The 23,241-nt window shown below is 40.3% G+C and carries 14 protein-coding genes; 5 read left to right on the top strand and 9 right to left on the bottom strand.

Annotated features, from left to right (window positions below):
- Positions 1–107: 107 nt before the first annotated feature.
- The 8 genes from VB073_RS05470 to nadA form a co-directional block, all read right to left on the bottom strand.
- Positions 108–1,028, bottom strand: coding sequence for a hypothetical protein (locus tag VB073_RS05470; RefSeq protein ID WP_323403131.1), 921 nt, complete (start codon positions 1,026–1,028; stop codon positions 108–110).
- Between the two features lie 37 nt (positions 1,029–1,065).
- Positions 1,066–2,916 (bottom strand): RagB/SusD family nutrient uptake outer membrane protein, encoded by a 1,851-nt coding sequence (locus VB073_RS05465; protein WP_323403130.1) that lies wholly within the window; start codon positions 2,914–2,916, stop codon positions 1,066–1,068.
- 11 nt (positions 2,917–2,927) lie between these two features.
- Positions 2,928–5,927, bottom strand: a complete 3,000-nt coding sequence (locus VB073_RS05460; protein ID WP_323403129.1) for a TonB-dependent receptor — start codon at positions 5,925–5,927, stop codon at positions 2,928–2,930.
- A gap of 365 nt (positions 5,928–6,292) precedes the next feature.
- Positions 6,293–7,492 carry a glycoside hydrolase family 172 protein gene (locus VB073_RS05455; RefSeq protein ID WP_323403128.1) on the bottom strand — a complete coding sequence of 400 codons (1,200 nt, stop codon included), beginning with the start codon at positions 7,490–7,492 and terminating at the stop codon, positions 6,293–6,295.
- 92 nt (positions 7,493–7,584) lie between these two features.
- Positions 7,585–9,360, bottom strand: coding sequence for an L-fucose isomerase (locus VB073_RS05450; protein WP_323403127.1), 1,776 nt, complete (start codon positions 9,358–9,360; stop codon positions 7,585–7,587).
- Positions 9,361–9,551: 191 nt separating this feature from the next.
- Complete coding sequence (locus VB073_RS05445) at positions 9,552–10,547, bottom strand: LacI family DNA-binding transcriptional regulator (RefSeq protein WP_323403126.1); 996 nt, start codon at positions 10,545–10,547, stop codon at positions 9,552–9,554.
- Positions 10,548–10,692: 145 nt separating this feature from the next.
- Complete coding sequence (ychF, locus tag VB073_RS05440; protein ID WP_323403125.1) at positions 10,693–11,796, bottom strand: redox-regulated ATPase YchF; 1,104 nt, start codon at positions 11,794–11,796, stop codon at positions 10,693–10,695.
- Positions 11,797–11,895: 99 nt separating this feature from the next.
- The gene (nadA, locus tag VB073_RS05435) at positions 11,896–12,840 is read right to left on the bottom strand and encodes a quinolinate synthase NadA (protein ID WP_323403124.1); all 945 of its coding nucleotides are present in this window, start codon (positions 12,838–12,840) and stop codon (positions 11,896–11,898) included.
- 728 nt (positions 12,841–13,568) lie between these two features.
- Here nadA and VB073_RS05430 point away from each other — a divergent pair.
- Together VB073_RS05430 and VB073_RS05425 are read left to right on the top strand one after the other, a co-directional pair.
- Positions 13,569–14,576 carry a tyrosine-protein phosphatase gene (locus VB073_RS05430; RefSeq protein WP_323403123.1) on the top strand — a complete coding sequence of 336 codons (1,008 nt, stop codon included), beginning with the start codon at positions 13,569–13,571 and terminating at the stop codon, positions 14,574–14,576.
- 223 nt (positions 14,577–14,799) lie between these two features.
- Complete coding sequence (locus VB073_RS05425; protein ID WP_323403122.1) at positions 14,800–16,530, top strand: DEAD/DEAH box helicase; 1,731 nt, start codon at positions 14,800–14,802, stop codon at positions 16,528–16,530.
- A 68-nt stretch (positions 16,531–16,598) separates the two neighbouring features.
- Here the strand turns inward: VB073_RS05425 and VB073_RS05420 are convergent, their stop codons facing one another.
- A complete protein-coding gene (locus VB073_RS05420; RefSeq protein ID WP_323403121.1) occupies positions 16,599–18,449 on the bottom strand; it encodes a hypothetical protein in 1,851 nt (616 codons plus the stop codon).
- Between the two features lie 182 nt (positions 18,450–18,631).
- On the opposite strand from VB073_RS05420, the gene VB073_RS05415 reads away from it, so the two are divergent.
- The 3 genes from VB073_RS05415 to VB073_RS05405 all read left to right on the top strand — a co-directional run bounded on the left by VB073_RS05415 (position 18,632) and on the right by VB073_RS05405 (position 23,161).
- On the top strand, positions 18,632–21,334 hold the full coding sequence (locus VB073_RS05415) for a TonB-dependent receptor (protein ID WP_323403120.1): 2,703 nt from the start codon (positions 18,632–18,634) through the stop codon (positions 21,332–21,334).
- Positions 21,335–21,382: 48 nt separating this feature from the next.
- Positions 21,383–22,564 carry a hypothetical protein gene (locus tag VB073_RS05410; protein WP_323403119.1) on the top strand — a complete coding sequence of 394 codons (1,182 nt, stop codon included), beginning with the start codon at positions 21,383–21,385 and terminating at the stop codon, positions 22,562–22,564.
- 81 nt (positions 22,565–22,645) lie between these two features.
- Positions 22,646–23,161 (top strand): toxin-antitoxin system YwqK family antitoxin, encoded by a 516-nt coding sequence (locus VB073_RS05405; protein WP_323403118.1) that lies wholly within the window; start codon positions 22,646–22,648, stop codon positions 23,159–23,161.
- The last annotated feature ends 80 nt before the right edge of the window (positions 23,162–23,241 follow it).

Here is a 23,241-nt window from a genome sequence, read left to right as displayed (position 1 = left end):
TTGTTGAATTCACCTGAAAATAATCCTATTCGTGGAACTGCAAAACTGACTACCTATGATTGCAGTCCCACGAATATAGCCATATAAAATGAATCTAGCTTATACCACTAATTAAAAAGTGAATTCAAATCATAATTTTCAGGAACGATAATCATTGCTGTAATACCATAGAATAAAGCCCATTGTGTATTATCGGGGCCCGGCTTGAGATTCAACTTTATTTTTTGGTTATCATCAGCGATTATATCTTCCAATATGACAACATTAGACGGATTCCTGGAGGTAAATAAAAGTCCACTCTTTTCATTTTGTCCCTTAGCTGTATATTCCGTCTGGGTAACGTTGCCATCATCAATATTGGCATAGATGATAAATGTATACTTCGTTCCCCGTTTCAAATTAGACAGAATAAATCCGGCCGAAGCAACATGAATGCCATCATTGAAAAACATATCGAAAGAAACATTATCCGGAAATCCCAATACATTGGTATGAGAACCTCTGTCCAGCGTATTGAATGATCCTTCAACCTCAATGGCATATTTGGATACAAACCCTTTTTGATCTACCAGTCCCTGCAATTTGTTTCCCGAATTCAACATGGAGTTGAAGGGGGGATCCGACTTTATTGTGCCAAAGTCAAGGAATATAGGATAATTAAATTGAAATGCCTGATTAATCTGTAAAGTCGAAGTATATTGCAACTTTTCATCTGCCGACACTATTTTCAGATAAGTCTTCCCTGCTTTTAATCCTGTGATGGTAACGGAATTATCCCCATTCTCGACGAGATTGACTAAATCCTGATCAGCAACACTCCATTTAAAACTTCCTTGGGCTGTTGCCTCACTATCAAATATCGGAGTAATGGTAATCTTATTATCATCATCACTTTCCATTATGATATCACGCTCCGGGATCCTCACATAAGGCCTGTTTTCACCTTTCTCATAACCAACCTCTTCTGCGCACGAACCAAGTAAAAGCACAGAAAAACAGAAACATATTATAATATGAATTGATTTCATACGATTAAATTATTTATTATCAATATTTATATGCTACCTATTCATCTTCAGTCCAACCGGGATTCTGAACCAAAGAACGCCGGGTTATATCAATCTCAGTTTGAGGAATCGGGAACCAATAATGTTTCTTTTTATCAAATACCCGATCTTCACATTTAATTCTTTCATAAAAAGCATTATCCTGCAAATGGGTTCCTGCCATAATGTTCATACAATGAATCGGCCTGTTCTCCGTGATCTCCGCTGTTCCCCAACGACGAACATCGAAATACCTTTGACCTTCAAAAGCCAATTCGATCCTACGCTCACGGTGGATAGCCTCCCTCATTGCGTCTTTATCCAAACCCGTCGGCAAATCGGCAATTCCGGCTCTGGACCGGATTCTATTTACGTACAGATATGCTTTTGCAGGCCCCTCCGCTTCATTGATGGCTTCTGCATAGTTCAAATAAATCTCTGCCAACCTCATATAAAGCCAGGCTTTTCTACTATACCCTGCTCCGGTAGAAGGATTCGCTTCGGGATTAATAATTTTTGCAATGAGGTACCCTGTTTTGCAATAATCGCTACCGGCACCTCTTCGTCCATCCTTCCCTGTATACCAGAAATCGCAAGTGGTTCCCAGCCACCTTTGTCCTGCAAAATTGATGGATGCGTAAAAACGTGGCTCGCGGTTCGCATACATTTTTCGAATACCAGCCGGACTCCAGCCATTGTCTCCTTCAACTGGGGTATAACCACTTTCTTCATATCCCGATGCCGTATTAATTCTGGGTGTCACTCCATCGCTTTCATAACCGGTTATGGGAACCATGCCGTTAGCCATATGGTACGCATCGACCATCTCCTGGGTAGGATTCAAAATTGAAAAACCCTTTAGACTAAGCATCGTTCCACAGTTGTCCAAATGGTTATACCACTCCACATTTCTCCAGAAGATCCACTCTTCATTATAAAGTTCCTGGTGAATACCGCGGTAGTTATTCACATAATTCGGGAGTTTTGTAGTATATAGCTTATGACCCGCAGCCTCCAGTGCGTTTATACATTCCAATGCCGCTGCTGCTGCCTTACTCCATTTAGTAGCATCGTAACTGGTGGGAAACAAATGATTGCCCTCATTGTCAGTAAAATCTTTAAAATACTCATGTCCGTTATAAATAGGGGATGCAGCATAAAGTAATATTCTCGATTTCAATGCCATGGCAGCTCCTCCTGAGGCCCTTCCCAGATTTTCTCCCGTAAACCGTACCGGCAACAGGGATATAGCCCGGTCGCAATCATCCACGATAAATTGAATACATTCTTCCAGCGTATTTCGCTTAATAGTGGTGTAGTCACCGCTTGTCGGAAGTACATGGTCGCTAATAGGTACCGGTCCATAAGTCCTCACTAGCTGATAGTATGCAAAAGCCCTTAAAAGATAAGCCTCCCCTTTCCATTGATTACGGATTGCTTCGGTAAACTCTACTGCGTTACTCTCTTCAGGTAACGGAGTATTATCTATGTTTTCCAGAAAGATGTTTGCTTTACGGATTCCCATAAAACACTCATGCCATACAGGACTAATCGTTTTAGAATTGCTCGAATTCAGAGAACCATTATTGAGATAATGCGAAGCAGCACCACCATATGCTATTTCCATTTCATCGCATCCGGCTGTAAATGGATTCCTGGCCCAGGTGTCATTCAAATCACACATATAATTCAACTCTGCCGGCAAATGCATATAGGTATTTGCCAACCAACGTTTCGCGGTTGTATAATTCTCGAACACTTCTTCTACGGTCATATCTCCTTCGGGCAGTTTATCAAGATAATCGTCACATGATGATATCCAAACTGTTACAAGAAGGATCGCTGTATATTGTAATATCCTTGTCCTCATAATATAAAAAATTAGAAGTTAATTTGAGTTCCAAAATTTATGGTGCGCTGTAACGGATAAGCATCACTGATATTCTGCTCCGGATCTATAATTTTGAGTTTGTCAAACGTCAATAGATTAGTACCGTTCACAAAAATCCTGATTCCTGCAATTTGCACTCTTTTTATCCAGTGTTCAGGTAACGTGTAACCAATTTCTGCATTTTGTAATTTCACATAACTCGCATCACGCATATAAATCGTCGAATTGCGGTTGTTATGCACATTATTGGCGGCAATAACCGTCGGATATTTGGCTCTCGAATTGTCGGCACCTGGTACCCAACGCTTATCGTAATACTCTCTCAATACGTTATAATTCGGATATTCCAGTGAGAAGGGGTACATTCCCTCCTGGGTAAGGAAAGTACTGCGGTTGGCTACGCCTGAGAACTGCATGGACAGATCAAACTGTTTATATGCCAGACCTCCGCCAAAACCAAACATAATTTCGGGAATTTGGGGATGCCCGATAAATACTCTGTCTTTTTCATTGATAACCCCATCCTCATTCATATCCTTGTACTTTATGTCTCCGGGTATGATCGTGGTCTGAAATTCGGATTTGGCCCAGTTATCTATCTCTTGCTGGTCTTTGAATAAACCTTCAGCCACCAGTGCAAATGCTTGCGTAAGCGATGTACCTCTTGTCTGCTGATAAGGTTCAGCAGGAGTTGGTGTATCGTCTTCCACTATCTTATTACGGGCAAAAGTGAAGTTTCCCCTTAAAGAATAGGTCAATCCATAAGATGTTGTATTTTTCAGCTCAATAGCAGTATCAAAACCTTTATTATCCACGATACCTACGTTACCATAAGGAGTACCATGGGGAACCAATCCTATAAGAGCGGGTAACTGTGCTCTTTTCAACAGAATATTCTCGCGACGCTCCTTGAATGCATCAATTTGCAAACTGAATACCTTAAACAGGCCAATATCCAATCCCAGGTTATACTTGGTGGATGTTTCCCAGGTTAAGCCCACACCGAACTTCTTTTCTTCAATTCCACTCAACCAGGTTTGTCCGGAACCATACCAATATCCAACAGCATTGGTATTGACAGCAGTTACATACAGAAAACGGTCACCACTTACCAGATCGCTACCTACTTTTCCTGCTGATCCCCTCAATTTGAGATTGTTTACCACAGCAGGATTCCAGAATTCTTCACTCGATACTACCCATCCCAAGGAAAGAGAAGGAAAAAAGCCATACCTGTTTCCTTTAGGGAACTGTTCCGAACCGTTATATCCAAAATTAAACTCTCCCAGATAGCGGTTGCCATAATTATAGGAAAATCTTCCGACAAGACCCTGATGACGGTTGGGCAAATTATCTATCGAATTACCGGCAGTAAGGTTTTTATACTCTTTTCTGTTGAGAAGCAACATGGCTGCCACGTCATGAAAACCAAACCTGCGGGCATAATTGAGAGCGCCCTCCCAATACATGGAATAACTGGAATCCTGGATATCTACCTTATAACCCATCGTTCCCTGTTCACGCCAGGTGCGATAGACATAATCACCATCTTCATTACGGCTTGTTACCTGCTTCACTTCAAAATCAACCCGCCGGGCTACTTCATTTTTGTAATAGTGGTCGAATGCAAATTTACCGCTTACCGACAAACCTGATGTTACAAGTTTAGATAAGTCCCAGCGAGCAGATAAATTCCCCTGATTGTTCCCTATATACATCTGTGTATAGCCCGATTGTGTTGCCAAACCATACGGATTACCGATGAGGTATGCAGTTGTACCTCCACCGGCAATTGATCCGTCGGGATTTCTTACAGGATAAATCAAAGGTGATGTCTGACGTATGGCGGACCAAATAGCACCGGCGCTAGTACCCTGATAACTCCGATTTTGTATGGTGGTGGCTAACCCTAATTCAACAGACAACTCCCTGGTAACATTGACGTCTATATTCGATCTCAGATTATAACGTCGGAACTTACCTCCGTTAGTTTCCCAATCATGCGACTTATCTTCCCGATATAAGCCATCTTTCCCGATATATCCGAGATTGATATAATAACGTGCCACTTCATTACCTCCCGAAACATTCAGGTTATGCGTGGTTTGCCAGGTGTCTTTCTTGAATACCTCGTTTATCCAGTTTACGTTAGGATAAAGATATGGATCGGATCCATCCTTGAATTTTTGAATGTCATCAGAAGACCAGGGTAATGATGATAGCCTGGAATTGAAAGAGGCTTCATTCATCAATGTGGCAAATTCGTAAGCTTCAATATATTGAGGAAAACGCACACCCTGAAGTGTAGCATATTCACCGCGATAAGTTACTTTCGGCTTTCCTTGTATTCCCTTTTTTGTGGTGATAAGAATTACTCCATTTGCACCTTGTACACCGTATACTGCTGTAGCCGAAGCATCTTTCAATATAGTAAAACTTTCAATCTCCTGTACATTGACAACATTAATATCTCGTTCAACACCATCTACCAAAACAAGTGGAGAAGTAAAATTCGATCCGGTATTCAACGTTGCCATACCCCGTATATAAAGGGCAGCACCGTCGAACCCCGGTTCTCCGCTGGATTGACGGGTAATTATACCGGGAATAGTCCCTCCCAGTGCATTCGATAAAGAAGCTGCGGGAACCGATTGAAGGGATTTTATTTCGGCATTCGAAACAGCACCCGTAACCGAAATCTTCTTTTGGGTTCCATATCCTATAACCACTACTTCATCGAGTGCTTCTGTCTCCTCCTTCAAAAATACATCAATAATTCCCTGCCTCCCTATTTGAATGTCTGTTTCCTTGAAGCCGATATAGCTGAAACGGAGAACTGCATCTTCCGATGTTATATGAATAGTATAGGTACCATTTATATCTGTCACCGTACCATTGGTAGTTCCTACTTCCATCACATTTACTCCGATGAGAAGTTCATTATTGGTATCCATAACACGCCCGGTCACTTTATGTCCCGCTTGTGCCATACCACACAATATGTTTCCTATACATAAGAAAACGATAAGAAACAATTTGTCAAAAAGCCTGTTTTTCATACTCTCTTGTGATTAATTTTTAACTGTTTAATTTGTCAAAACAATAGAATTCACATTAATTCTTCTTTGAGATAGCCTTGATCAACACTATTTTATACCCTTCCGCCCTCTTAGGACGAAATATGGTTTTGGATTCCGACCACAGATTCCCCAAGGACTATACGATGTCCTTAGGTTTATTCCTCGGGCTTCTGGTTTTCCGTGGTTGTAGATAGAGCCCATTTTTTGATAAATGATGAGATATATCTTTATCATATCTCCAAATGTATGGACCGGTTTTCAGAAAGAATATCTTATTACTCGTTTCCCCACAATTGAGGATCATTTCCTTTAGCTTTCCGCCATGCATCTCTCCACCGGTGTATATCCATATGGTTAATGAATGGTTTAGGCTTACGTACTTCTTTGGAAGGTGCCGCAGGTAATTTCACAGCCTTGTCCTGATACCAGTAAGCTACAGTAGCCAAATCAAGTGTGAGATTATTGTTGTGCCCCGATTCGATAGTACCTTTCACTTCTGTTTCAAAGAAGATGGGATCATTGATAAAGAAGCGATACACATGGGTTCTTCCCAACCATCCTATATCATGATTAACCCTTGGATAACCGAAATGGGGATGAGAGAAAGGTTCTTTGGGACACCAGGAGGTATTGAAGAAATCTTCCGTACCGGTTCCGATGAGGGATGGAGTCTTTTCTCCATCGATAAACCACATATCATCTCCCTCACCATACCACATGGGAGTGGGAGAGTGCACGTAATAATTGATACCTACGAAATGGCCTTTTCCTTTGGTTTCAATAAAAACATAATTTCTCTCTCCGGCTTTATTGGGCTGTTGAGGTCCGACAAGCTCCCACTCGGTTTCACCTTCCGGCAAAGCCTCCGTCAGACTGTGATTATACCAGGCGTGAAAGCGGCCTGTGCCTTCCGGAAGTTTTGTCATCTCCAAATAGTCTACATAGAAATAAAATGCATTGATTGTCTTGTCGGTCTGATTTTCTATTTCTATCCTTGCCCCTTTCTCAAAGGGCATCGCGAAGTAACTGCTCATCCCTGTCCCGTTTTCAGGCCCGGCCGAAAGAGGGAGAGAGGCGTAGTTATACCGTTCATCCCATCCCTGGCCAAAGAAAGGCCCGATTGGCGATTCCACAGAGGGATAATCATTGCCGTCCCAATACATCCTGATAATGATATCATTCCTACTCAATTCACCGGGTGGTGGTGCTATGGTAACCCAGATATGATTAATCACACCAGTACCTTTTATCTCCGCAATAGTGCGTTTTTCACCAGGTTTAAAAGGCTCCAGATGGTCACGATTCTTCCCTGTGGGATCAGTACTGGATATCCTCTTGTTTTTCATACCCGATTTCATTTTTGCCAGTTCAAACATATCTCCCATCGAACCCGTTTGGGAAAAAAGAGGAAATGAAAGCATAATCCCCAGTATAAGGATGCTTAGCCTCATCATTGTAAAATCATTTTTCTTCATTGTCTCTGTTTATTTGGAATTTTATTTTGATGTCATATAACCAGTAACTAAGGTATTCGCCGGACGAATGCCTTAGTTACTCATACTATATCCTATCTGTACAACGGACCATAAGCAACACAAGCTCTATAGTCTGCCCCTTCATTGTCGGAACCGAATGCTGACCATGCATCGGGACGGAAGATCTTGTCATCACTTACATTATGCATATTTACAGGGATTGAAAGCGCTGATGCCAGTGTGATCAGATCAGCACCAATATGGCCATAACTGATAGCCCCATGATTCGCTCCCCAATAGTTCATCACCGAGTAAATATCGGTAAAACGGCCTTTACCGGTAATACGGGGTACGAAGAAAGTGGAGGGCCAGGTCTTGTCAGTACGCTTATTAATGATATTGAAAACTTCTTCCGGGAAAGTAGCGGTCCAACCTTCTGCAATCTGAAGTACAGGACCCAATCCTTTAATCATGTTCAGCCGGCACATAGTCACCGGCATACCTGCCCTGGTAAGGAATTGGGAAGAATAACCACCACCCCGCATATACTCAAGCGATGCGGGATACCAGGTAGTTGCATCAAGCATTTTTTGAACCTCTTCCTCACTTATTTCCCAGAAAGGTTTCATTACGGGATTACCGTTTTCGTCGGATTGCTGTCCGGTACCGTCGAGGGTACATGAACCGGAGTTGATAAGATGAATCACACCATCTTTCATTATTCCATCCGGTTTCCATCCGCTTACCCGTTCAATGGCTTCAGGACTCCAATAGGTGCGTACGTCGGCAAAGATCTGTGAAGTATTGGTAATCAGTTGGTTAAACAACATACTGATACCATTGAGATGATCATCTTCCGTAGCAAAAGTAAATGGCTTCCGGATTCCATTCCAGTCGAATGATGAATTCAGGATCGCTTCCGAGAAATCTCCATCGGGCAGGAAATCGGTCCATTGGCGTTGTCCCTGGAATCCCCCTGCTATGGCATTATGGCCAAGAGCTTCCTCTCCATATCCCATAGCATCGAGTGCCGGATTCCCGATCATCAGATCACGCATGATCAAGGTCATTTTAACTACAAATTCCCAGTTTTCATCCTTCTTCGCACGACTATGTTTCAGATGCTCCGGATTAAAATCCTCCCCTTCATTGGGCATACAATTTTCTCTAGTCCATTGCATCGCTTTGGCAAATTCATCCTTATCATAGATCTCCAATTGAATACGACGAAGGATTTCGCTTGCATCCACAAATTCAGTACGCATACCCAGATATTCCTGTAAAAAATCGGGATTGGTCATCGAACCCCCGATTCCCATAGAGACAGAACCGATAGAAAGATATGATTTCCCCCTCATTATCGCTACGGCAAGTCCTGCCTTCGCGAAACGAAGCAATTTTTCCTGTACATCGTCCGGTATCCTGGGATCATTCATATCTTGCACTTCTCTTCCATAAATACCGAAAGCAGGTAATCCTTTCTGGTTATGCACCGCCAACGCTGCAGAGAGATAAACCGCCCCGGGACGCTCCGTACCATTGAATCCCCAGATCGCTTTCGGAATATTCGGATTCATGTCAATAGTCTCTGATCCATAACACCAACAAGGAGTAACAGACAGGGAAAGACCCACATTCTCCCTTTCAAACTTTTCCGCACACAAAGCGGCCTCTCTTACACCTCCTATGCAAGTATCCGCAATTACACACTCTACCGGAGAACCGTCAGGATAACGCAAGTTCTCGCGGTATAATTTCTCAACACTTTTTGCCAAATTCATAGTGGTATCTTCAAGGGATTCCCTGATACCTCCACGCCTTCCGTCAATCACCGGACGGATTCCGATTTTAGGATAAACTTGTTTCATACAACCTAATTTTTTGAATATTATAATATCAATACTTTACTTATGAAAGATCTGTATATTATTATATATTGATGAATAAAATTAAACGTTTAACTAAAATCTAAAAACTATTTACTACCTGATTACTTGTTACTTGCATCTCTAACCATATAGTCTTTAAATTAAACGTTTAACTAGCAATATAAAAATCATCAAATAAATAATTCTGCTTCCAGAAAAAATTTATGAGTTTCTACATCTTTTTTTTCTATTTGTACGATCAACAATTCCAAAGCTTTCTTTGCCATCTCTTCAATAGGCTGTTTTATAAAGGGCACTCTGAAAGGAAATAAATTAATAGCATCGGTCTCATCGAAACACATTACCTGGATGTCTTTTTGAATGGAAATCCCATGCTTAAGCAGCGATTTTACTCCTGCAATGGAAATAGTATTGGTTGCAAAAAAAATAGTATCCACTTTTTTTTCACTCTTCAACAATTGGGAAATTGCTTTGTCCATGTCTTTTTCCAGACATTGATAGCTTACCTCTTTCACATAATGAGGATCATATAACCCATTATTATACATTGCTTCTATGAATCCTCTCTTACGCTCATTCGTATGAAATTGATCCTGCCGGTATGTTATGAATGCCATATTTTTATATCCCTGATCAATTAGTTGCTTCGTGGAACGGTAACAGACTTCATAATTATTGATCAGAACCGAAGGAACATTCAATTCCGGAAAACATCTATCTACTAAAACTAACGGCTTTTTACTTTTAAAAATCGAATCAATTAAAACTTCACTTCCCTCGGCGGGAGTAATAATGAGACCGTCTACCTGCCTTGAACTAAGAAAAGAGATTATTTTCTCCATCTCTTCCAACTTTTCATTGGTATTGCCAATAATTACTGTATATCCCTCTTTTTCGGCATAATTCTGAATATGTAATGCCAGCGTACCAAAAAATACGTTAGAAATATCAGCGACTATCAGTCCAATTGATTTTGAATGTCCCATTTTTAAGCCTTTAGCCAGACTATTGGGTATATAATGTAATTCTGATGCCTTATCAATAATCTTTTTAGACATCTCATCACTTACTCTGCCGTTCTTGTTCTTTCCATTCAAAACAAGCGACACAGTGGCTGCAGAGACCCCTAACTCCTTTGCAATTATTTTTAAGGAAACCTTTTCCACATCAATATATACTTATAACGTAAGTTAGCACAAAAGTAGTGAGTTAATCGATTAATTGAAAATTAATTTATATGTTTTACAGCATATTTGAGCTATTTAATCCTTATTTATACCCATTCTAAATAAATAGTGAATTACTTATTATTTACACATTAAATCTGAAATGCATGATATCACCGTCCTGAACTACATATTCCTTTCCTTCCACACTCATTTTACCTGCTTCTTTCACTGCAGATTCCGATCCGTATGCAATATAATCCTCATATTTGATCACTTCTGCACGAATAAATCCCTTCTCGAAGTCGGTATGGATGACACCTGCACACTGTGGAGCTTTCCAACCTTTCTGAAAAGTCCATGCGCGTACTTCCTGTACACCGGCAGTAAGAAATGTTTGTAAATTCAACAATTTATAGGCAGATTTAATAAGACGACCCACACCGGATTCTTCCAGACCAATCTCGTTCAGAAACATTTCACGTTCTTCATATGTATCAAACTCGGCTATTTCAGATTCAATTTTAGCTGCTACTACCAATATCTGTGCATTCTCATTTTTCACAGATTCTCTCACAGATTCAACATATTTATTTCCTCCCACCGCACTAGCTTCATCCACATTACATACATACATTACAGGTTTTGCTGTCAAAAGAAAAAGCTCACGTGCAATTTTGTTTTCATCTCTGGTATCAAGAATTACAGTACGTGCCGAATTACCCTGCAACAAGGCCTCTCTTATTTTTGAATATACATCGAAAGCTAGTTTGGCATCTTTATCACCACCAGTCTTAGCCTGCTTTTCTACCTTATTAATACGGGCTTCTATGGTTTCCAGGTCTTTCAATTGCAACTCTACATCGATGATTTCCTTGTCCCTTACAGGATCTACATGCCCATCTACATGAGTTACATTCTCATCATCAAAACAGCGGAGCACATGCAATATAGCATCCGTTTCACGAATATTAGCCAGAAATTTATTCCCCAAACCTTCTCCTTTACTGGCTCCCTTTACCAATCCGGCAATATCTACAATCTCTACAGTAGTAGGTACAATTTTGTGTGGCTGAACCAATTCTGCTAATTTATTTAAACGCTCATCAGGAACAGTAATAACCCCTACGTTGGGTTCGATAGTACAGAACGGAAAATTCGCTGCCTGTGCTTTCGCGTTCGACAAACAATTAAAAAGAGTAGATTTTCCCACATTAGGAAGTCCAACAATACCACATTGTAGAGCCATTATATTAAGACTTTTAGATCGCTCCGCTCCAAGAATCAAGACTGGAAAGGCAAAGCAAAGTTTTATTTTTTATTTTGCGGGCGTAAAGGTACAAAAAATCTACAAACCATACTTTGCCGATATCTCCAGCATCCGCTCAATAGGTTTCACTGCCTTTATTCTTATCTCCTCATCTACTACAATTTCCGGTTTTTCATTTTTCAAACAAAGGTATAATTTTTCTAAAGTATTCATTTTCATATAAAAACACTCGTTACAAGCACAAGTGGAATCTTCAGGAGGAGCGGGAATAAATTCCTTATCCGGATTTTCTTTTTGCATTTGGTGTAAAATACCGGCTTCCGTAGCTACGATAAATTGTCTGTTTTCTGAGTTAGTAGCGAATTTTAAAATAGAAGAAGTAGAACCCACATGATCAGCTATTTCCAGCAGATATTTAGGACACTCCGGATGTGCCAGCAATAAAGCATCCGGATATTTTTTTTTCAATTCCAGAATTCTCTCTAAAGAAAATTGCGCATGGACATGACATACACCATCCCACAAAAGCATATTTCTTCCGGTCAATTTATTGATATAATCTCCAAGATTTTTATCCGGACCAAAAATTATCTTTTCATCTTCAGGGAGGGATTCTACAATCTGTTTAGCATTGGTAGAAGTCACAACTATATCTGTGAGTGCTTTCACAGCTGCTGTTGTATTTACATAAGAAATGACTGTATGATCGGGATGCGCATTGACAAATTGTTCAAATGGAATGGCAGGGCAACTTTCAGCAAGAGAACAACCTGCATTTAAATCAGGAATAAAAACACGTTTTTCCGGACTCAGTATTTTAGCTGTTTCACCCATAAAATGAACTCCACATAAAACAATAATATCAGCCGAAGTTTTAGTAGCCCATTGAGCCAACGCAAGGCTATCCCCAACGAAATCAGCTATATCCTGTATTTCAGGTTCCTGGTAGTAATGTGCCAGTATAATAGCATTCTTCTCTTTCGTCAGCAACTTTATATTTTGTATAAGTTCTTCTTTTGTCATATGGCTATATTTTTACAAATTACGTAATTCAAAACCTTCAAAGATTTTTAACCGAACACATATTTATTATATATAGTTTTAAAATTAAAAAAAAGTATGATATTGATAATTGCCTGTTGATACTGTTGATGATTTTTATTCTGAAAAATAGGTAATGACGTTATTAAATTCAAAACATATATTATCAACGTTTATTCACAGGATTTTTTTTATTTTATATCTGTAAATGTGATAATTACAAATGTTATCATAAACTGTTTACAAAGGGCAAAGTTAATAATTAATTTCATTTATGGGATATTTTTTTTGTTGAAAAGTAGCCGAAATCTTTCCAATAAAAAAAACATCTTTTTTAGGTAAAGTCAAATTTTTTTTGATAGACTGGTTTTTTCAGTATTGCAAATCATTTTATCAAATTCTATCTACACTCATTTCACAAGTTATCAACAGTCGTATTTGATGACCTCAACTTGTCAGGATAACTTGTCCCGATTTATCGGAAAAATAGTATTTGATAATCTAAATGACGGGAATAAAAATTTATTCCAAATATCTAAAAACTAAGTATTAAAAAGAAAAACGAATAATTATATATTGTTAATCATTTTACCTTCTATTCATTTTGGTATAAAGTTTTTCGTATATTTGTTTTGTTTCTTGAAGGAGATATGAAAAAACTATATTCCATATCATGTCTTTTTTTGCTGTTAACTCATATAAACTCCTGTATGTCAACAGTAAAAATTACTTCTGTCGTTGAAAAGGACAGGGAAGGGGATTATTTGTTAAAGTGGGAAGTGAGTCCTGACCAGGAAGGTAATATAGATATTTATTCTTCTCACACTGACAGTTCTTTTACCAGTTTCGCTCCCCTCACCTCAAAAAAAATTGCCGATCAGGTTTTAAGAGTATCTCCTACCGGATCGGAAGTAAGAGAATTCTTTATGCTTCGCACCGGTGGTGCCTATTCGGGTGTAGTGGCAAATAGAATTATTGAAATGGATAATATAAAAAATTTTAGAGATTTAGGAGGATATTTCACTGCCGATAACCGTCAGATAAAATGGGGAGTAATATATAGATCTGGTAATTTAAGTGATGCTTCTCTATATGATCAGGATAGAATCCGAAGGTTGAATATTAAGACAGTAATTGATTTCAGATCTGTGAAGACTGCAAAAAAATATCCTTTACTTCTTCATCCCTCCATTCGTAAAATAGCACTTCCATTAAGTCCGATGGATGGAGAAAAACTTGATGATCAGCTTAATAATGAAAATTTCGACAGGAGTGATGCTATTCGCTACGTACAGGAATCATACGTAGATATAGTTGAAAACCATAAGGAACAATTCGGCGAAATGTTCGATATAATGACTAACGACAGTAATTATCCTATTCTTCTTACGGAATCATTAGGTAAGGATGGTGTTGGATTAGCTTCTTACTTTATACTTTACGCTTTAGGTGTTCCACACATTGCATTGGAAGATGACTATATGCTTTCGAACCGCGAGATTGATCCGGCAAAAGCGAAAATAGATGCTCAAAATCTTTCGGAGCCATTACAGGAAGCAGTTACTGCCATGCTTTCCGTTAACAGGGCATATCTGAATTATGTCATTGACCATATAAAAGAAAAATATGGCTCGGTCGATAATTATCTCGAAAAAGAACTTCGTGTTACCTCCGGAAAAAAATCTTTATTGAGGAAATATCTATTATACCAATTCTGATATTTATTTATTCATTACACTTACTTATTTAATTTATTTTCATACCTTTGCATCCGATTTTAAAATCGGGATGATTTTTTAAACGATTTTTTTGAGTATCAGGTAATCATCGCCAATCGAAATCATAAAATCATAGGTTGTCATTGAATTCTCTCTTCTTTCATGTCGTGGTTGTGGGGTAAAGAGAAGCATCGATACCCATCACACTAAAATTATTTATACAATGAGTACATTTGAAGAATTGGGAGTCATTCCGGAGATCCGGCAGGCTATAGAGGAATTGGGATTCGAAAATCCCATGCCGGTACAGGCAGAAGTGATCCCGCAATTACTCTCCTACACGAGAGACATCATCGCCTTGGCACAGACCGGTACGGGCAAGACGGCAGCCTTCGGCATTCCCGTCATCCAGAAAACAGATCTTTCATTATTATCGCCACAAACAGTCATCCTGTGCCCTACCAGGGAGTTATGCCTGCAAATCGCAGGGGACCTGACCGATTTCTCTACCTATGTGGAAGACTTGAAAATACTTCCCGTATATGGCGGATCGAGTATCGAAAGCCAGATACGGACATTAAAGAGAGGGGTTCACATTATTGTGGCAACTCCTGGACGACTTATCGACCTGATCAACCGTAAAACGGTTTCATTGAAAAATGTACATACTATTGTACTGGATGAAGCGGACGAGATGCTGAATATGGGTTTTTCGGAAAGCATTGACGAAATCCTTTCCAGTGTGCCGGAGAGCCGCTCCATGTTGCTCTTCTCGGCTACCATGCCGAAGGAGATCGAGAAGATCACCCGCAAGTATATGAATGATCCGGTGGAGATCACTATCGGTAGGAAGAATGAAGGTGCACAGAACGTAAGGCATCTTTATTATATGGTACATGCCAAAGATAAATACCTCGCATTGAAAAGGATTGTCGATTACTATCCCAATATATATGGTATTGTATTTTGCCGTACCAGAAAAGAGACACAGGAGATTGCCGATAAACTGATGCAGGACGGATATGATGCGGACTCGTTGCATGGCGATCTGTCGCAGGCGCAGCGCGATTATGTAATGAGTAAGTACAGGAACCACAATCTACAGATATTGGTGGCTACCGACGTGGCTGCACGGGGATTGGATGTGGATGATGTAAGCCATATCATTAATTTCGGATTACCTGATGATTATGAAGTGTACACTCACCGAAGCGGCAGGACTGGTCGTGCCGGAAAGACAGGAACCTCAATCTCCATTATCCATATAAAGGAAAAGGGAAAAATTGCCCAGATCGAAAAACTGATCAACAAGCAATTTGAAAAACGGACTATCCCCAAAGGAGACCTGATCTGCGAAAAGCAACTGTTTAATTTTGTGGATAAGATTGAGAAAGTAAAGGTCAACGAAGAGGAGATAGATAGGTTATTACCCTCGATTTTTCGTAAGTTGGAGTGGCTCGAAAAAGAGGATATCATCAAACGGGTCGTTTCACTTGAGTTCAATCGCCTCATTGAATATTACCGGCAGGCAGAAGAGATTTACGAACCGGAAGAGAGATCATCGAAGGGCAGGAGAGAGGATGCATGGTCAGATAAGAAAGGAAGGCGTGAGAAAGGTGGAGTGGTACAACCGGAAAAAGGATATGCCCGCCTGTTTATCAATATCGGAAAGATGGATGGGGTGAATCCGGCTACCCTGATGGGTTTTATCAACGAGCATGTAAAAGGCAAAGTGCCGGTGGGTAGGATAGACCTGATGAAAAATTTCTCCTTTTTTGAAATACCCGAAGAGTTGTCACCCAAAGTAGTGAAATCTTTTAAGGGAATGTATATCGAAGACAGAAAATTGGTGGTTGAGGTATCACGCGATGAAAATGGGGCGAAAAAAGAGAAGAAACAATTCTATGAATCTTTCGAAGGGAAGAAAAAGAAAAAAAATAAACAAAGAAGATAGATAGCGAAAATATTGACCGGATGGTTCTTTGGACTTTAATTGCTTGGATAAGCTTCGCAGGGTGAGTTTCAATTGTCTGGTGGACGCCAGCTGTAAATCAAAATCTTGCCCGCATGGTCTTCTTCCACCGTAATGATACGCTCCCCGTTCGGCCTTACGAATACCTTTGTGGGTTGATTCATATCCAGCCATCCCGAATGGTTTTCTACTTCGGGTCCAGGTAGAATATAACCCATAAAGACACCATCAGCTATTCTGTAAACGGCTATTTCGCCCGAAGTACCGTTAGGACCGGTGACTCCCATATAGGAAAGATAAACATATTCATTATCGGCGGTAATACTCTCCGGATGTAAATTATCGCCGGTAATGGTTTTAATCTTCCTGACTGATTTTCTGGAGGGTTTACTCCAGTTTTCCCAGATATCAATCTCGCTTATTTTCCAGTTGTTACCACAAATAAACAAATCAGTATCTTCCAGCCATTTCATGGTAGCCACGGAATGTCCTACATCCACTATTTTCGTGATGGAGGACGCTGAATATTGAGGGTTGCCATGACTGTCGTAGTGGTTTGCAGGAAACTTCCACACACCAGACTGGTTTCCACCATTTCCCATGTAAATATTACCTTCTTTATCAACATCTATGGCTTCAACAAACCGGCCAATGTCGAAAGTTTCGAATTCATCGCTCGTGGCAGTGGCATCACCATTTCTGTCAACCCACATCCAGCGGGGTCCCGGAGGCCTGTTCCTGTTCCAATGCCAAATAAGCCTGTTGTATTCATCGCCATTCCATCCATATGCGGCAGTAAACACTGCACAAGGAACCGCTATCTCACCATCAAACCGGTATATAAAAAATGCATTGGTATACATATCGCTTAAATAGAGATACTTATTTTCGTTGATATACCTGATATCAAAAGCTTCTTCTGTGGAATGCAATAAGCGTGGATCATCGGGGTAATCAAAGGGATTGATGGAGGTTGCAATCACTTCCCAATCCTGCCCGGCAGGTTTGCTGTAATCCATTTTAAACTTATAATAAGAGGTATATATGATGGTGCCATCACTGTTGGGATCAACCACGGCAGAGTTCACAAATAGCAACCCTTTTGCCCTCCATCTCAGGCTACCATCCGGATTGAAAGCCCTGAGATCGGAACACCCACCCGCACATTCCTGAGCGTTTACGACTGAATTTGCCACGTAAATAGTGCCTTCGCTATCGGCGCCTACTCCCGTTATTCCTGCAAATTTTAAAGGATTATCCATCAAGCCGGGATTATTCTTCCCCCAAACACCTCCTCTCCTTCCAAATGTACCAACCAGCTTGGGCTTTCCCGAAATATTATATATCCTTACATTCTGATCCGGTCCATTCTCTGCTACCAGTAATTCACCCGTATTGTAATTTATTCCTATTGCCGAGGGATCAACTACATCTGTAATAATCCTTCCGTCTGAACATTTTATATAGGGAGCATTGGAGCCGGTGGGAACCGGTTTGATATAGGTGTCGTAATCATCTTTATCGTATCCAATCCCACCCGGATTAACCTTTTGGGCAAGAAAACGACGGAATGGTTTTTCGATTGTCCATATATTACCTTTTAAATCGGTTGTGTTGTATGAACTAATATTATCATCATTGTGACGATCAATCATTTGTCCATTCTGATATATGCTTTTTGAATTACCTCCCTCGTCCCAAATAGACCAGGTATAGCACTTCCCGTCGGGCATTACCTTCATGTGGGTTATATGATTTTGAACATGTGGTCCCGGATGTCCTAAATGATCATTTCCCAACGCCCGTGTAGCGTAGCTCAACTGCTGGGCATTGAGGAGGGATATGTTTATTAACAGGCAGAAAACACCCGTTACTATTTTATTTCCAGGATTATACTTCATAGGCGTAAAAGTAGTATAAATTTGTTCAATAATTTCAACTTGCAATAATTCTCACGCTATACGGGGAAAAGAGAGGTGAGAGGGTTGAATTGAAATCTTAATAACAATGTAACTAAATCTTAATCGATCTGTAACATTTATGGGAGACCTTTGTGTCGAAAATCTAACATAAAGAGTAATTTGTGAGATATAAATTTGAATTTTCGATATGGTCCGTTTTATTGTTTTTTCTTGGCTTTCCGGTACTTGTTTATAGTCAGACAGGCACTATAAAGGGAAAAATAGTAGACGCCCAAACCAATGAACCGCTGATAGGTGCATCGGTATTAATAGAAGGAACCACCAACGGAGCAGCTGCCGACCTTGACGGAAATTATATTATCCGGAATGTGGGTGCAGGAACTTATACGCTTATTGCATCATATGTGGCTTATCAGAATGCAACAAAAGCCGGGGTTGTCGTTGAAGGAAACGATGAAATGATAATTGATTTTTTATTGAAGAACGATGATATAAACCTGCAGGAGGTGGTAGTTGTATCACGGGCAAACCGTGAGAGTGAAAATATTTTATTGATGGAGCAACGGCAAGCATTGGTTTCCACACAAGCTGTCGGTGCCCGCGAATTGTCGAGAAAAGGAGTAGGTAATGCACAGGCAGCCGTGGCTCAGGTATCTGGTATTTCCAAACAGGAGGGAGTAAAGAATGTATTTGTCCGTGGATTGGGAGACCGTTATAATGTGACGATGCTTAATGGATTTGTAATCCCTTCGGAAGATCCGGAATACAAAAATATAGCGCTCGAATTTTTTGGAACAGATGTAATTCAAAATATAACTGTAAATAAAGTATTCAGAGGAAGTGATTACTCCGATGTAGGTGGAGCCGCGATTAATATTGCTTCCAAGGAATTGGTTGGTGATTATGCCCTTGGTATTGACCTCTCCGGAGGATTTAATACATCTACTTCCGGTACCGATTTTTTGCGCCAGGATGGATCCAGTTATTTTGGATTTGCCAATAGTGAACGTCCTGCTACAAATCAATTTGACTTCCGAAACAGTCTCGATCCTAAAGTGGTGTCATTACCATTTAACCATGACTATGGCATTTCTGGCGGGAAATCTTTTCGACTGGGAGAAAATCCCTTGTCATTCTTTGTTGTCGCATCTTACAATACCGATTATTCCTATACGGAAGAACAGGTAAGAAACTCCTATACAGACGGGGAAATATGGCAAGATCAAAAAGGGGATAAGTATTCCCAAAATATCAACCAACTGCTACTCGGAAATGCGACATACGATATTCGTAACAAACACAATCTACAATATAACTTCATGCTGATTCATTCTAATGATCAGTATGTGAGCGAATACAGGGGTTTCCACAAGGAACGTCATCAGGATAGTCCCGACTTTATGGGTTTCCTGAGAAGACAACAGGCTAATGATAATCTATTGGTTGTAAATCAATTGATATCGGACTGGGAGCTCTCAAAACTGCTCAAACTAAGTGCAGGTATCTCTTACAACAGAGTGCAGGGTCAGGAACCCGACAGAAGGGAAAATTATCTTTCCCGACAAGATGATGGTAGCTATGTTCTCACCGGAAGTAACCGTCAAAAGCGTTTTTTCTCTACTCTCCAAAGTAATGATATAAATCTGAAAACGGTTCTGACTTACAAATTGAACGACCGTTTTAACAGTGGAAATTCGACATTAAAATTAGGATATAACGGACGTTTTGTGGGCGATGAATTTGAAGCTGTCGAATATAATTTTGATGCATTAGGTGGCATCTATCCGATTGAAGGTTTGCAACTGGATGATCTGTATAACGAACAAAATATGAAGGATGGACGATTCAGCATGTCCACTTATCCTCCCAACACGTATGATGTAACCAAATATATCCACTCGGGATTTGGAGAGATATCGTACCAATTATCGCCTAATTTCGCCGGTAACGCCGGGCTGAGAGCCGATGTGGTAGATTTGACGGTAGACTATAATGTGCAGCATGTTTCGCCGGGGAAAAAACCGATCAGGAAAAACTATTTCTTACCCAGCTTCAATCTAAAATATGATCTGAATGGTAAAAACAGTTTACGCCTTGGTATAAATAAAACCTATACGTTGCCTCAATCGAAAGAGATTTCTCCTTATCAATACGTGAACATATCGTTTACCAGTCAGGGTAATCCTAATCTCAAACCGTCGGATAATTACAACGCCGATTTGAAATGGGATTATTATATCAGTCCCAATGAGTTGTTTTCAATAACCGGTTTTTATAAATATATTGTCAAGCCCATTGGTCGTGTGGATCAGGGAAATTCGGCAGGATTGCTTACCTACGACAATATTGGAGATCATGCTCTGGTAGGTGGAGTGGAAGTTGAACTTAGAAAGAATATCTTTAACCGGTTCCACACGGAAACGGAGGAGATGAACAGGCTCTCTGCCGCATTGAACGCCTCTTATATTTACACCAGCCTCACACTGGATATTCTCAATACAGATCCCAGGAATAGTGGTCTGGAAGGTGCATCGCCCTTCCTCCTGAACTTCGACCTGTCGTACAACTACACTAAAAAAGAGAGAAGCCTTATCACATCTTTGATTTTTAACTACTTCAGCAGTCGTATTCATACTATCGGTGCGGGAGGTTATAAGGATATTGTCGAGGAAGGTGTAGCTACGCTCGACTTTACTGCGTCGTACAAATTCGACAAACATTTTTCATTAAAAACCAAGGCTTCCAACTTGTTGAATCCAGCTTATCGATTGACTCGCGGAAATAGTTCTTCGGACGACAATGTGATATTGAATAAATTTAAAAAGGGACAAAATATAAGCTTAGGAGTAAGCTATGAATTTTAATTGCTGAATATTTTTCACACTATTTTATTAATTAATTTATCAAACAAGATGAAAAAGATTTTTTTAAGTTTTATGATGTTTGCTGTTATGTTGTCATCGATGGTATTGACTTCCTGCGGAAACGACGACACGGATAAAGTGGATGACAGGGAACTCGTTCACAAGCTTGCTGACGAAGGTGTCCTTTTGGGCAAATTGAAAGACAAATTGGAATTGAAGGCTGGAAAAGAATATGCACTGACTGGTAATTTTATCATAGAGGAAAATGGTGAATTACATATTCCCGGAGGTACGGTTATCAAAGCCAATGAAGGTTTTGGAAACTATATCCTCGTGTTACAGGGTGGCAAGATCTTTGTAAACGGAACTGCGCAAGCGCCCGTTACCATGACTGCCAATACGGCGAATGCATCACAAGGCCACTGGGGCGGATTGATCATCAACGGTCGTGCACCGCTTGCAGGCGGTACTACCGGTACTACCGAAATTAACACCGAATATAAATATGGTGGAACCAATGTTGCTGATAATTCCGGATCAATCACCTATCTGAAGCTCGAATATACCGGAGCACGTTCCAGTGCAGACGTGGAGCACAATGGTCTTACATTGAACGGTGTAGGTAACGGTACCAAAATTGAAAATATATTTATTCCGGACGGAGCCGATGACGGAATCGAATTCTTTGGTGGTTCGGTAAATGTGAAGAACCTGTTGGTAGTGAATTCTGACGATGATATGTTCGACTTCACCCAAGGTTATACCGGAACACTGGAAAATGCCTATGGAGTTTGGGAGAGTGATTATTCCAGCTCCGAGTCCGATCCCCGCGGTGTGGAAGCTGACGGTAACCTGGACGGTAAATTCCCTGATCACACCGGACAGTCTGATTTTACCATCAAGAATATGACGATCGAGCTTAAATTGGCTGCCCTTACCGATAAGAATCACGCCGATTTCAAGAAAAAAACGATGCAGGACGTAATTCTCATTCGCCGTGGTGCCAAAGCAACTATCCAGAATGCATTGGTCAAAGGTACAGGTACGGCACAGGATGTGATCGACCTGAATGGTGCAAATACCGGTACGGCCATCAGCCTGACAAACCAATTGACTTCTGTTACAGACAAGGCAATCAATCCTGAAACCGGATTTCCCAATGTAAAAATTGAAACAGGCAATGCCGGCTGTTCTTCCAATCTCTTCTCCTGGACAGGATATGAGTTTTAATGATAACGAGCAACCTGAAAATGAAAAATACCTTGGTGCAAATCAAGGTGTTTTTTGCTTTCATAACAATACGACCGATTTATGGAACTTAAATTACAAAAGAAAACAGAAGTGAGAATAAAAGTATTGCTCATATTGATTGGCTTACTTATCATTGTGGGCCTGCTGGCACAGGAGCGGCAGGATATCCCGCAGTTGTACCAGTCGGGTGGTATCTATTACTACGATCGGGCACAAACACAGCTCTATACTGGGGATTACCGTGAATATTATGATAATAATACGATCAAACTTGAAATGCAGATAAAAAATGGTCTGCCGGAAGGCTCTTATATTGTCTATTTCGAAAATCGGAAACCGAAAGAGGTGCGTTCCTATAAGAACGGGAAATTGCATGGTCTGTGGCGAAATTATGACATATCCGGTCAATTGATCTCCGAAGCTGAATATAAGGATGGCCAAAAGCATGGGACATGGCGTATCTGGGATGAGTTGGGAACACAACGGTACGAAATGAACTACAACGATGGCAGGAAAACAGGAATCTGGAGAATGTGGAATGAGAAAGGAGAATTGTTAGACGAAAAAAAATACTGAAATAGATAGCACAATATGTTGGCGTAGGTTTGAATTATGCCTGTAATCTTAACAATATTGTAACCAAAACGTAACCATTT

The sequence above is a fragment of the Proteiniphilum sp. genome (assembly GCF_034927365.1).
GTDB lineage: Bacteria > Bacteroidota > Bacteroidia > Bacteroidales > Dysgonomonadaceae > Proteiniphilum.
The sequence above is the reverse complement of the archived record's forward strand: the minus strand, read 5'-3'. Positions and strand labels throughout refer to the sequence as shown.